The organism is Micromonospora sp. RTBAU3-60, from assembly GCF_054963695.1.
The window spans coordinates 77019-89478 of sequence record NZ_JBUEGB010000023.1 but is presented as its reverse complement, the minus strand read 5'-3'; the positions used below and the strand labels follow the sequence as shown (position 1 = coordinate 89478).

Sequence of the window (12460 nt, the reverse complement as noted above, 5' to 3'; positions counted from 1 at the left end):
TTTCCTATAGGATCGACCCTTGGGTGCGGCGGGTCAAGCTCGGGTTCGGTGAGGGGTCAGCTTTCCGCCAACGAGCGGGCCCGTACCCCGAGCAGGTGGGCCCGCATGGCGTCCTCGGCCCGCTGGTCGTCGCCGGTGGCGATCGCCTCGAGGATCACTCCGTGCTCGGCCACCGCCTGGTCGACGTCGGTGAGCCCGTGGCCGAGCGACTGGCGCATCCGGTGCACCTGGGGGGAGAGGAACTCGGCCAGCTGCAACAAGTACTGGTTGCCGCAGTGATGCAGGATCACCCGGTGGAACGCCCAGTCGGCGGTGTAGTACCGGCGGATGGCAGGCCAGCTCGTCTCGTCGCTGGTGGCTCGTAGGCGCTTGACGTACTCGGCCGCCATCACGTGGTCGGAGTGTGCGGCCTTCAGTTCGAGCAGGGCGGCGTCGCCCATCGGAACGGCGCTGCGGACGGCGGCGACCTCCAGGATGGTGCGGGCGTCGACCAGCTCGGACATGCGGTCGGCCGACAAGGGCGGCGCCACCCGGTAGCCCTTCAACGCGGCTCGGGTGACCAGGCCGGTGTGCTCGAGCTGCACCATCGCCTCGCGGACCGGCGTGGGCGAGACGCCGAGCTGCCGGGCGAGGCCGTCAATGCTCAACGACGCGCCCGGCTTGACCCGGCCCTCCAGCAGCAGCTCCAGAATCGCGTCGTAGACGCCATCGCGCAGGGCGCGTCGCTCGACCGTCAGGCCCAGGTCGGGCTCCAGCCGGGCGGGATTCGGGGTCGTCGGGCTTGTCATGGTGGCTGAGATCCTACCGGTCCTGCCTCTAGACACGGGGCGCATGGTCATGGATCCTACAGGATCTAGGGGCAACGGCGCGGCAATGCCGTGGCAACGGGATGGCAATCACCCGGCGACTTCGATCGGAGACAGGAATGGTTTGGACCGCGGAGCAGTGGCCCATCGGTGCTGCCCTGATCCAGTTCCCCGGGCAGACCCGGACGGGGACGAGCGTCCAGGACGCCGGCCCCACCGAATGGGCCCGGGTCTTCACCGAGGTGAGCGCCTGCGGGTTCGACCACGTCGACATCACCGACAGCTGGCTGCGCCCGGGGGACCTCGATGACCGCCAGCGGGCAGAGCTGGCACGCACGCTCAAGGAGTGCAACCTCGGGGTCACCGCCATCTCCGTCGTCCGGCGCAGCATCCTCGACGCCCGCGACGGCGAGGCCAACCTCCGGTACGCGTTGCGCACGGTCGAGGCCGCCGCAGCCATCGGCACCAGCGTGGTCTGCCTGGGTCTGCACCGTCCGCTGACCGCCCGGCAGCAGGCGGCCCAGTGGTTCTGGACCGAGCCCGGCCCGCCCGACACCCAGCAGGACACGGCGAGCTTCGCGCTCGCGGTCGACCGGTTCACGCAGGTCGGCCAGCACGCCGCCGCCTTCGGTGTCGCGCTCTCCCTGGAGATGTACGAGGACACCCTGCTTGGCACGGCGGACGGCGCCGTCGCGCTGGTGGAGGCGATCAACCTGCCGAACGTCGGGCTGAACCCGGACATCGGCAACCTCATCCGGCTGCACCGGCCCGTAGCGGACTGGGAGCAGTTGCACCTGAAGACGCTCCCGTATGCCAACTACTGGCACATCAAGAACTACTACCGCGACCACGACCCGGCCACCGGGGCGTACTTCACCGTCCCGGCCCCGGCCGAGTCGGGGCTGATCAGCTACCGGCGGGCTATCGAGATCGCCCTCGACGCCGGCTTCCAGGGCCCGATATGTGTCGAGCACTACGGCGGTGACGGCTTGGGCGTGTCCGCCCGCAACCGCGACTACCTGCGCGGTCTTCTCCGGACGAAGCTGGGGGCCGTACGATGACGCGCCTGGTCAACGCCGCCGCAGAGTTCGCCAGGGAAGCGCTTGAAGGATTCGTTGCCGCCCATCAGGAGTACGTCCTCCCGGTCCACGGCGGCGTCGTGCGCGCCGCGGCCACGCCGCCCGGTCAGGTCGCGGTCGTGCTAGGTGGCGGCTCCGGCCACTACCCAGCCTTCGCCGGCTGGGTCGGCCCCGGGTTCGCGCACGGCGCCGCGTGCGGCAACACCTTCGCCTCGCCCGCCGCGAACCAGGTCTACTCGGTCGCCCGCGCCGCCGACGCCGGCGGCGGGGTCATCCTCGGGTTCGGCAACTACGCCGGGGACGTCCTGCACTTCGGCCAGGCCGCCGAGCGGCTGCGCGCCGACGGCATCGACGTCCGCGCCATCGCGGTGGTCGACGACATCGCCTCGGCCCCGCCCGAACAGCGGCACCGCCGCCGCGGTGTCGCCGGTGACCTCATCGTCTTCAAGATTGTCTGCGCGGCGGCTGAAGCGGGCCTCGACCTCGCCGCCGTCGAGGCGATCGGCCAGCACGCCAACACCGCCACCCGGTCCTTCGGCATCGCCTTCGACGGCTGCATCCTGCCCGGCGCCGACCACCCCCTGTTCACCGTCGACGGCGGGCAGATGGCCATCGGGCTCGGCATCCACGGGGAACCGGGGATCGGCGCGAAGCCGCTGCCCAGCGCCGATGAGGTGGCGGACATGCTGGTCGACGAGATCCTCGACGAGGCCGGCGCCGGCGGGTCGGGCAGCCGGGTGGCGATGCTGGTCAACGGGCTCGGGTCGATCAAGTACGAAGAGCTGTTCGTCATCTACCGCCGGGTGGCCCACCGGCTGGAGCGGGCCGGCCTGACCCTCGTCCGGCCGGTGGTCGGCGAGCAGGTCACCAGCCTGAACATGGCCGGGCTGTCGCTGAGTCTCACCTTCCTCGACGACGATCTGGAGGCGTACTGGATCGCTCCTGCCGACACGCCCGCCTTCCAGCGCCGTCCGGCGCCGCAACACCCGCCCCGCGCTGTGCTGCCGGCTGCGCCGACCCGGCCGCGGCCGCGACCAGGATCGCCCGCAGCGCAGCGTGGCGCCGCTCGCGTCGCGCAGGCCCTGGCCGCTGTCCGAGACGTCGTGCTCGCTCACGAAGCCCGGCTCGGCGAGATCGACGCGATGGCCGGCGACGGAGACCACGGCATCGGCATGGCCCGGGGCAGCATGGCCGCCGCCGAGGCCGCCGCCGCGGCGGTAACCGAGCAGGCCGGGGTTCGGGGGCTGCTGCTCGCCGCCGCCGACGCCTGGGCCGAGCACGCCGGCGGCACGTCGGGTGCGCTCTGGGGCGCTGCCCTCACCGCCGCCGGCGCCGCCCTGGACGACGATCACCTGCCGGCACCCGACGACGTCGTCCGCGCGGTCACGGCGGCCGTCGAGACGATCGTCCGGCTCGGCGGTGCGCAACCGGGCGACAAGACGATGGTCGATGCCGCCGTGCCATTCCAACAGGTCCTCACCGCCGAGACGGCGGCGGGAACGCCGCTGGCCGCCGCCTGGTCGGTCGCCGCCGCCGCGGCGACCGCTGCCGGCGAGGCGACCGCCCGGATACCCGCCCGGCTGGGCCGGGCCCGCACCCACGGCGACCGCAGCATCGGCACCCCCGACGCCGGGGCTGTTTCGTTCGCCCTGATCGTCACCGCCCTCACCGACCACGTCGCCACCGATCAGCCCGCGGAGCAAGCATGACGCTACGAATTGTCGTCGGCGCGGACAGCGCCGGTTTCAGCTACAAGGAGACGCTCAAGGCCGACCTGGCCGCCAACCCCGCGGTGCGGGAGGTCATCGACGTCGGCGTCGCCTCCGGCGAGGACACCGACTACCCGCACATCGCCGTCGCCGCCGCCCGACTGATCGTCGAGGGCTCAGCTGACCGTGCCCTGCTGGTGTGCGGGACGGGGTTGGGCGTCGCCATCGCCGCGAACAAGGTGCCCGGCATCCGGGCGGTCACCGCCCACGACTCGTTCTCGGTCGAACGCGCGATCCTGTCCAACAACGCCCAGGTGCTCACCTTCGGGCAGCGCGTCATCGGGCTGGAACTGGCCCGCCGGCTGGCCAGGGAGTGGCTGACCTACTCCTTCGATCCCACCTCCGCCTCCGCGGCCAAAGTCGCCGCGATCTGCTCGTACGAGGGGGACTGACGGCATGATCCGGTGGATCGGCACCAGCTGGAAGATGAACAAGACCCGGGCCGAGGCGGCCCGATACGCCAGCGACCTGCAGGAGGCGACGCCGCCGGGTGGCTGGCCCGGCATCCAGCCCTTCGTCATCCCGCCGGCCACGGCGATCTCCGTGGTCCGCGACGCGCTGCCGGCAGCCTCGCCGATCATCGTCGGCGCACAGAACGCGCACTGGGCGGACAGCGGCGCCTGGACCGGGGAGGTCTCGGTGCCACAGGTCGCAGACGCCGGCGCGACGCTCGTCGAAATCGGACACTCGGAGCGGCGCCAGCACTTCGGCGAGACCGACGACATCGTCAACCGCAAGGTCCACGCGACGCTTCGGCACGGCTTGACCGCGCTGGTCTGCGTGGGCGAGCCGGCGTACGTGCGGGCTGCGGGCGGGGCCGTCGAGCACGTGCTCGGGCAGGTCGCTGCCGCCCTGAACCAGGTGACCGACCCGTCGGCGGTGCTGCTGGCGTACGAGCCGGTCTGGGCGATCGGCGAGCAGGGCCGAGAGCCCACGGTCGCCGAGGTAGCCGAGGTCACCGAGGCACTCGCCGCCGAGTACGGCGACAGAGTCTCCGCCGTGCTGTACGGCGGCTCGGTCAACGCCGCGAACGCCGGGCAACTGCTGCAGGCACCCGGCGTACGCGGGCTGTTCATCGGGCGCAGCGCCTGGCCGGTGGACGGCTATCTCCGACTGCTGCGGATCGCCACGGACGTGGCACGACAGGCTGACCCGGAAACCGCGCGGCGCTAGCCCCGCGGGTGCCGGCGTGGGATCCCGTGGCCGGGGGCGGTGGGCCCACACCCCTTCATCGCACAGCGCACACGCAGCTCCACCCACCACCACACGAAGGGTTCATCATGAAGAGCAGTAGGTTCATCATGAAGAGCAGTACCTCGCTGCTGGCCGCAGTCGCGGCCGTCTCGGTCCTCTCGGCCAGCGGCTGCAGCAGGGCCAGCGGCCAGCAATCGGACGGCGGATCGTTCAAGCCCAAGGGCAACGTCACCATGGTCGTCCCGTTCGGCGCGGGCGGCGGCAGCGACGTGTCCGGCCGGTCGATCGCCGCAGGCCTGGAGGCGGTGGTTCCCGGCCTACACGTCAACACGGAGAACCGGGACGGCGGCTCGGGCGCGGTCGGCTACTCCTATTTCCTGAGCAAGCAGGGCAACCCCAACTACCTGCTGCCCAGCGAGACCGCCCTGCTGGCCCTGCCGGTGAACACCAAGGTGAGCTTCGACTACACCTCCTTCACCCCCATCATGAAGATTGGCGACGACTTCACCCTGGCCGTCGTCCCCACCAACTCCCCGTGGCAGACCTGCGCCGACGTGGTGAACGCCAGCAAGACCGGTCGGGTGCTCGCCGGTGTCTCCGGCGCGACCAGCCTCGACAACGTGGTCTTCACGCTGACCGAGCAGGCCACCGGCGCCAAGTTCGACCGCGTTCCCTTCGAATCCGGCGACGAACTGCTCGCGGCGCTGCTGGGCAACCAGATCCAGGTCGCGTCACTCAACCCCGGCGAGGTCGTCGAGCAGCTCAAGGCCGGGAAGCTCAAGGCGCTCTGTTCCTTCTCCGAGAAGCGGTACGACTACCCCGAGCTCAAGGACATCCCCACCGCCAAGGAGCAGGGGGTCGACGTCGCGTACGCCCAGTTCCGGGGCATGATCGCACCCGGTGGGATCAGCCCGGAGGCCAAGCGCTTCTGGATCGACGCGAGCCGGAAGTTCGTCGAGTCCGACAAGGCCAAGCAGTACATCGCCAGCAACTACCTGCAGCCGAACGCCCTGTTCGGCGACGACTTCAACCAGTACCTGAAGGACAACAACGACCTGCTCAAGAAGGCGCTGGGTAAGTAGGTGAGCGCGCTGACTCGGCTTCGCGGCAGCGGCGAGGCAACGGCGTACGCCGTCCTCGCCCTGCTCGGCCTCGCCGCCGCGGCGGGAGGCTTCCTCTACGGCATGTTCGTCGACGGCGGGCGGGTTGGTCCCGGATTCCTCCCGGTCGTCGCCGGCGGGCTGACCGCGCTGCTGTGCGGCTGGATCGCGGTCCGGTCCGGCATCGAGCCCACCGGGGTGACCGACGCGGCGGAGCCTGCGGAGGCGCCGGACGCCGACGACGACATTGACATCACCGGGCGCAGCCGGCGGGAGCGGGTCCGCAACCTCTGGGCGGTGTTCGCGCTGACCTTCGGCGGGATCCTCCTGGTGCAGGTCGTCGGCTTCCTGGTGGCGTTCGCCGGGCTGGTGTTCGTGATCTCCACCTGGATCGAACGGCAGTCGCTGGTCAGATCCGCGCTCATCGCCGCGTTGGCCGCCGCAGTGATCTACGGCGTCTTCGGCCTGTTCCTCAGGGTGCCCCTGCCCGGCGGGCTGCTCGGACTCGGTACGGAAGGCTGATCGGTGATTGACAACGTTCTGCTCGGCTTCCAGACCGCGCTGACCCCCGAGAACCTGCTCTGGTGCTTCGTCGGCGTCCTCGCCGGTACCGTGATCGGGCTGCTCCCCGGCCTCGGGTCCACCACCGGCGTGGCCGTACTCCTGCCACTGACCCTCGACTTCGAGCCCGTCACCGCGCTCATCATGCTCGCCGGGATCTACTACGGCGCGCAGTACGGCGGAACCATCACCTCGGTGCTGATCTCCACCCCGGGGGAGGCCTCGAGCGTCGTGACCACCCTTGACGGCTACCAGATGGCGCGTAACGGCCGGGCCGGCGCAGCGCTGTCCATCGCCGCGATCGGCTCCTTCGTGGCGGCGATCTTCTCACTCGTCCTGCTGATGGTGCTCGCACCGCCCTTCGCGGGCTTCGCGCTGAAGTTCGGCCCGGTCGAGAACCTCGCCATCATGATCCTCGGCCTGGCCACCATCGTCAGCTTCTCCGGCAACTCACGAATCCGCGGCTTCGCGATGGCCGCCGCCGGGCTGCTGCTGGCGACCGTCGGCCTGGACGCGGGAACCGGCACCTCCCGCTTCACCTTCGACAGCGTCAACCTCCTCGGCGGGATACCGTTCGTGGAGGTCATGATCGGACTGTTCGCCGTCGGCGAGGTGATGTACCAGATCCGCGTCGGTGCCGCCGCACCGATCCGGACCCGGTTCCGGGACCTGCTGATCACCAGAAGCGAACTGCGCCGCAGCATCGGCCCGATCGGACGCGGCAGCATCCTGGGCTTCCTGCTCGGTTGCCTGCCCGGATCCGGCTCGACGCTGGCCTCCTTCATCGCATACGGCGTGGAGAAGCGGGTCGGCAAGAACAAGGATCAACTGGGTCGCGGAGCGATCGAAGGGGTGGCCTCCCCGGAAAGCGCCAACAACGCGGCCGCCAACGCCAACTTCGTACCGACGCTCACCCTCGGCATCCCTGGCGGCGGCACGACCGCGGTGCTCCTCGGCGCGTTCACCATCTACGGACTGCAGCCCGGACCGCTGCTGTTCGACAGCCAGCCGAAGCTGGTCTGGGGCCTGCTGGTGTCGTTCTTCATCGGCAACGTGATGCTGCTGGTGCTCAACCTGCCGATGGCGCCGATGTTCGCCCAGATGCTGCGCATCCCGTACGCCTACCTGTATCCAATCATCCTGTTCACCAGCTTCGTCGGCGCGTACTCCATCGACAACAACATGTTCAGCGTCTGGGTCGTCTTCGCCGCCGGCATCGCCGGGTACTTCATGCGGCGCTACGACATTCCCATGGCGCCGCTGGTCCTCGGCCTGGTGATCGGCCCGCTCTTCGAGAAGGCGCTCACCCAGACGTCGGCCCTCGGCAACGGCAACCTGCTGATTGTCTTCACCCACCCGGTGGCGCTGGTGGTGCTGGCCCTGGCCGTCCTGCTGGTGGCCGGCCCCTGGCTGGTACGCCTGCTCCCGCGCGGCAGCAAGGCACCACCCAAGGACCGCGAACCAGTGGGTGTCTGACCGACCCCGGCGGAGCTTGACGAGCAGTCGGCAAGGCCAAGTGATGGCGCCGGCTGATCGGCTGGAATGGCGCCTGTCCCGGTGCCCCACGGGCCAGGCGCCATTCCCCGAGCTTCAGCGACGTCCGCGCCAAGGCAGTTGATCTTCGTGTGGGGCTGTCGAGCAGCCCGACGCTCCAGCCCGTCGGCAATCGCTCAGCCCCGCACCTGACGCGGCCGGTCAGGCCGGTGCCGCTTCGCCGATCGCCTGGTCCAGGATTTCCAGGCCGAGGGCCAGTTCCTCCCGCGTCGTGGTGAGGGGTGGTGCGATCCGGAAGGTGCTTCCCATGCCGGGCAGCTGCACGACGTTCATATGGAGGCCGAGTTCGAGGCAGCGGCGGGTGACCTGGGCGCCGAGGACGTCCGAGCCTTCTCGTGTCTCCCGGTCGAGGACGAGTTCGATCCCCTGCAGCAGGCCGCGCCCCCGTACGTCTCCGACCACGTGGTGCCGGTCTCTGATGTCAAGCAGGCCGGCGCGCAGGAACTCGCCGAGCTCGAGTGCCCGTACGTCCATCTGCTCCTGCTGGAGGACGTCGAGCACGGTGTTGCCGACGGCGGCGACGAGGGGATCGGACACATGTGTGGTGTAGAAGAGGTAACCCCGCTCGTGTGCCCGTTGTTCGATCTCTTCGGTCGTGATCACCGCGGCGAGCGGTAGGCCGGCACCCAGCGTCTTGGACAGCGTGAGGATGTCGGGCACGATGCCGTCCCGTTGGAAGGCGTACCACGTGCCGGTGCGGCACAGGCCGGTCTGCGCCTCGTCGACGATCAGCAGCATGCCGCGCTCTCGGCACTTGTGCGCCAGGGCGGCGAAGTAGCCCGGCGGTGGCTCGATGATGCCGCCGGAGCTGAGGATCGGCTCGACGATGCAGGCCGCGAGGCTCCCCGACGACTGGGCGTCGACGAGGGCGAAGGCGTAGTCGAGCTGCCGCTGCCAGTCCAACTCGCCGTCCGCGGTGGTGAAGTCGGGGCGGTACGGGTTGGGTGTGGGGATCGCGAAGTTTCCCGGCGGCGTAGGCCCGTAGCCCCGGTGGCCGGCGCTGTACGTCGCGGCGGCCGCGGCGTGCGTCATGCCGTGCCACGACCGGGCGAAGGCGACGATCTCGTGCCTGCCCGTGACGAGCTTGGCCATCCGGATGGCCGCCTCGTTCGACTCGGCGCCGGTCGTCAGCAGCAGCGTCTTCTCCAGCGGCGGGGGGAGGGACTCGGCGAGCCGGCGCGCGAGGTCGACGACCGAGCGCGACAGCATGCCGCTGAACAGGTGATCCAGGCTCGCGATTTCCCGCTGGACCGTGTTGACGATCGCGGGATGACAGTGCCCGAGAATCGCGCTCATCTGACCTGAGGTGAAGTCCAGGATCTGCCGGCCGTCGGCGGTGTACACGAAGCTACCGGCCGCGCGCTCGATGATCTCGGGCGTGAACGAGGCGCCGTAGCGCACCAGATGGCGGTCGACGTCGGACCAGAACTGCTCGGCAGCGCTCTGCTCAGTAGTCAGTGTCATACGGCTCACGTTAGGGCCGTTCGTAGTGCACGAAAAGCTGAAGTTTCTGGCTACGCTGTGCGGAATCTCTGCACAGGAGGGTCCTGATGCGGCTGAACACCGCACGGCTGGAGATGCTCAGCCTGCTGGACGGCCTCGGCACCATGCGGGCGGTCGCCGCGGCCCTGCACATGAGTCCATCGGCAGTGTCAGCGCAGCTGGCAGTCCTGGAGGCGGAGACCCACACCGAACTCCTCCGGCGCACCGGCCGCCGCGTACAGCTCACGGCTGCCGGACGGGCGCTCGCCCGGCACGCCCGCATCATCCTCGACCAGATCAAGGCCGCCGAGGCCGACTTGCAGGGCCTCTCCGAACAACCGACGGGACCGGTACGCCTCGCGGCCTTCTCCAGCGCCATCCGCGCCGTCGTCATTCCACTCGCCGCGCGGCTCCGCGAGGCGCATCCAAGGATCGAGCTTGAGGTCGCCGAACTCGACCCGCAGGCCAGCCACCCGGCCCTGCGCCGCGGCGACTACGACATCATCGTGACCGCGGACTTCATCGACGGGTCCCTGCCGGTGCATCCGGACGTGCACACGATCCCTCTGCTCACCGACGCCATCGTGCTCGTGGCGCCGCAGTCGCCGGCTGCGTCGGACGTACCGGCAGACCTGGAAGACTTCGCCCAGGCGCCCTGGTCCATCGACATGCCCGGCACCTACCTGTCCAACCTGGTGACGAGCACCTGCCGGCAGGCCGGCTTCGAGCCGATCGTGGCCGGCCGCTTCGCCAGCTACGAGCTGCTGCTGGCACATGTCGAGGCCGGCCTGTCCGTGTCGCTCCTGCCCGAGCTGGCCGTGGACCGCCGCTACCGCGTCGCCGCCCGCCCGCTGCGCCGACCGTTGACCCGTCAGGTCTACGCGGCGGTGCGCAGTCGATCGATGCTCACTGCCGCGAGCCAGATCGTCCTGGACGAACTCCGCGCCCTCTCCACGACGTTCGCTCACGACCGGCACGAACGGATCACCAACCGGACCTGCTGCGGCCCGAAAAGGCTGAGCGGCCCGGCTCAAGATCCGTGATGGACAGCTGGTGTGGGTGCACTGCGCGATCTCGGGTCGCCATGACGGGGATCAGACGGACTGGCGGCGGTGGAGCGCGAAGTGGACGCACGGCGCGGCGCCGGGCGGCGGTCGCCGCGCCGGGCGTGAATGCGGTGTGATCATCGGTCCGCCGGTCGCCGGGCCGTGCCGAGTACGTGGGCGATGACGTCGTTGACCAGGTTCGGAGGGATGGGCCGGTGGGCGATGAAGCGGCGGTAGAAGAACGGGCTCGTGAGCAGGTCGACCGCTAACTCTGGGTCGAGATGTCCGGGCAGTTGGCCGCGCTCGCGTGCGCGGGTCAGCGCGACGAGGAGCGGTTCGCGACGACGGCGGGTCAGCTCGGCGTGGAGTGACGCGAGGGTGGGGTCACGTTCGGCGGCGTCGATGAAGGCGGCGAGCAGGCGCGGGAACGGGGTGTGTTCGAGCAGGGCGACGAAGGCGGTGAGCAACTGGGCGACGTCGGTCTCCACGCTTCCGGTGTCGGGCTCGGGGAAGGGCTGGAACGTGGCGTCCATGGCGTCGACCATGAGCGCGCCGGCGGTGGGCCAGTGCCGGTACAAGGTGGCCTTGCTCGCGCCGGCGCGCCGGGCCACGGCCTCCATGGTGAAGCCGGGGAGACCATGCTCGTCGAGTACCTGGAGCGCGGCCTGCAGCACCCGCTGACGTGCGCCTGCCCCGCGCGAAATCGGCTCCCGGGGCTTGGTCGGGGATCGGGACGAGGCCGTCGACGCAGCCCGAGGGTGTTCCGCAGCGCGCGATGCTGCGGGCGTCGGCGAATGCGTGGGACGGTTGCTGCCTTGTCGAGGACCCTTGACCATTGCCGCACCTCCATCGAAACGGTACCGTACTTATATTAAGGAAACGTGTCCGTGTCGATAGGAGGGGTCCGATGGCACGAGCGCCAGCTTCCGCGTCCGGACCGGACGGTGGAGCCACAGGGCCAGCGATCATGACCATCCGGCCAGCCGCCGCAGCAGCCGCTGCTCTACGCCGTCACCACAATGGCGCCTACTGGGTGCTCACTGCGATCGTGGCCGGTGAATGCGCGGTTGGCGGTGCGATGGATCTGCTCCGGATGGCGCCGTTCTACCCGGTGATGATCGACCTGGGGTACCCCAGTTATCTGGCCACAATGATGGGTGCCGCGAAGGTCATCGCCGCCGGGGTCGTGCTGGCGCCCGGGCTGCCCCGATTGAAGGAGTGGGCCTACGCCGGCATCATGATCAATATGATTGGTGCGGTCGCTTCGCACCTCGCCATGCACCAAGCCCTGAGCAACCTCATCGCTCCCGCCATCTTCGCGGGGCTGGCGATGCTCTCCTGGGCATGGCGCCCACCCGCACGTCGGCTCTGAGAATTTCGCCCACCCGGGCGAGTTGCGTGTCCGGTGCCCGCGAATCAGGCGGTCAGCAGCCCGACGCCGAGGCTGACCACCCCCGCAGCGAGCGAGAGTGCGCCTACCCACAGCACCCAGACGAACCGGTTCGGCGCCGTGACGTTCCTGCCGGCGGACGACGCGAAGAATCCCGCCGACATCAGGATCGCGGCGATCGGCACTCCGAGCCGTGCGGTCCACAGCAGTACGCCGTTGAGGCCCGTGGCATCCACATAGAGCAGTGCTACCAGGCTCAGCAGCACCAGCACGCCGGCGTGGCCGTGCCCGGCGCGCGCGAAGGACTTCTGGAAGTCGGTCATCGGCACCGCCCCGCGGGCGATGCGGGTCATGAACCAGCCGCCCACCTGGATGGTGACGATCGTGAGCAGCACTGCTCCGGCGATGATCCGTGACTCGGTGCTGAGGCCCATGCTCTGCACGGCAGGCTCCTTCGGGTTGGGTGTGGCGAGGTCTAA

At 69.9% G+C, this 12460-nt stretch carries 13 protein-coding genes; 9 read left to right on the top strand and 4 right to left on the bottom strand.

Annotated elements, in window-relative coordinates:
• Positions 1-56: 56 nt before the first annotated feature.
• Complete coding sequence (locus tag ACY34I_RS22515; RefSeq protein ID WP_462757054.1) at positions 57-788, bottom strand: GntR family transcriptional regulator; 732 nt, start codon at positions 786-788, stop codon at positions 57-59.
• Positions 789-925: 137 nt separating this feature from the next.
• Between ACY34I_RS22515 and ACY34I_RS22510 the strand changes: the two genes are divergently transcribed.
• From ACY34I_RS22510 to ACY34I_RS22480, 7 genes are all read left to right on the top strand, one after another.
• On the top strand, positions 926-1867 hold the full coding sequence (locus ACY34I_RS22510; protein ID WP_462757053.1) for a sugar phosphate isomerase/epimerase family protein: 942 nt from the start codon (positions 926-928) through the stop codon (positions 1865-1867).
• Positions 1864-3594 carry a dihydroxyacetone kinase family protein gene (locus ACY34I_RS22505; protein WP_462757052.1) on the top strand — a complete coding sequence of 577 codons (1731 nt, stop codon included), beginning with the start codon at positions 1864-1866 and terminating at the stop codon, positions 3592-3594. Before ACY34I_RS22510 ends, ACY34I_RS22505 begins: the two co-directional genes overlap by 4 nt.
• The gene (locus ACY34I_RS22500; protein ID WP_387278088.1) at positions 3591-4046 is read left to right on the top strand and encodes a ribose-5-phosphate isomerase; all 456 of its coding nucleotides are present in this window, start codon (positions 3591-3593) and stop codon (positions 4044-4046) included. The genes ACY34I_RS22505 and ACY34I_RS22500 overlap by 4 nt, the downstream gene beginning before the upstream one ends.
• Before the next feature lie 4 nt (positions 4047-4050).
• On the top strand, positions 4051-4827 hold the full coding sequence (locus tag ACY34I_RS22495) for a triose-phosphate isomerase (RefSeq protein WP_462757051.1): 777 nt from the start codon (positions 4051-4053) through the stop codon (positions 4825-4827).
• Between the two features lie 128 nt (positions 4828-4955).
• A complete protein-coding gene (locus tag ACY34I_RS22490) occupies positions 4956-5930 on the top strand; it encodes a tripartite tricarboxylate transporter substrate binding protein (RefSeq protein WP_462757050.1) in 975 nt (324 codons plus the stop codon).
• Positions 5931-6470, top strand: coding sequence for a tripartite tricarboxylate transporter TctB family protein (locus ACY34I_RS22485; RefSeq protein WP_462757049.1), 540 nt, complete (start codon positions 5931-5933; stop codon positions 6468-6470). It begins immediately after the preceding gene.
• Positions 6471-6473: 3 nt separating this feature from the next.
• Entirely contained in the window at positions 6474-7985 is a 1512-nt protein-coding gene (locus ACY34I_RS22480) for a tripartite tricarboxylate transporter permease (RefSeq protein ID WP_462757048.1), read from the top strand.
• Between the two features lie 219 nt (positions 7986-8204).
• Here ACY34I_RS22480 and ACY34I_RS22475 read toward each other — a convergent pair whose 3' ends face one another.
• The gene (locus tag ACY34I_RS22475) at positions 8205-9527 is read right to left on the bottom strand and encodes an aspartate aminotransferase family protein (RefSeq protein ID WP_462757047.1); all 1323 of its coding nucleotides are present in this window, start codon (positions 9525-9527) and stop codon (positions 8205-8207) included.
• A gap of 86 nt (positions 9528-9613) precedes the next feature.
• Between ACY34I_RS22475 and ACY34I_RS22470 the strand changes: the two genes are divergently transcribed.
• On the top strand, positions 9614-10588 hold the full coding sequence (locus ACY34I_RS22470) for a LysR family transcriptional regulator (RefSeq protein WP_462757046.1): 975 nt from the start codon (positions 9614-9616) through the stop codon (positions 10586-10588).
• Positions 10589-10728: 140 nt separating this feature from the next.
• Here the strand turns inward: ACY34I_RS22470 and ACY34I_RS22465 are convergent, their stop codons facing one another.
• A complete protein-coding gene (locus ACY34I_RS22465; protein ID WP_462757045.1) occupies positions 10729-11265 on the bottom strand; it encodes a TetR/AcrR family transcriptional regulator in 537 nt (178 codons plus the stop codon).
• Positions 11266-11624: 359 nt separating this feature from the next.
• Between ACY34I_RS22465 and ACY34I_RS22460 the strand changes: the two genes are divergently transcribed.
• Positions 11625-11963, top strand: a complete 339-nt coding sequence (locus ACY34I_RS22460; protein ID WP_462757044.1) for a DoxX family protein — start codon at positions 11625-11627, stop codon at positions 11961-11963.
• Positions 11964-12007: 44 nt separating this feature from the next.
• On the opposite strand, the gene ACY34I_RS22455 is transcribed toward ACY34I_RS22460, so the two are convergent.
• Complete coding sequence (locus ACY34I_RS22455) at positions 12008-12415, bottom strand: hypothetical protein (RefSeq protein ID WP_148801123.1); 408 nt, start codon at positions 12413-12415, stop codon at positions 12008-12010.
• Positions 12416-12460 lie beyond the last annotated feature (45 nt).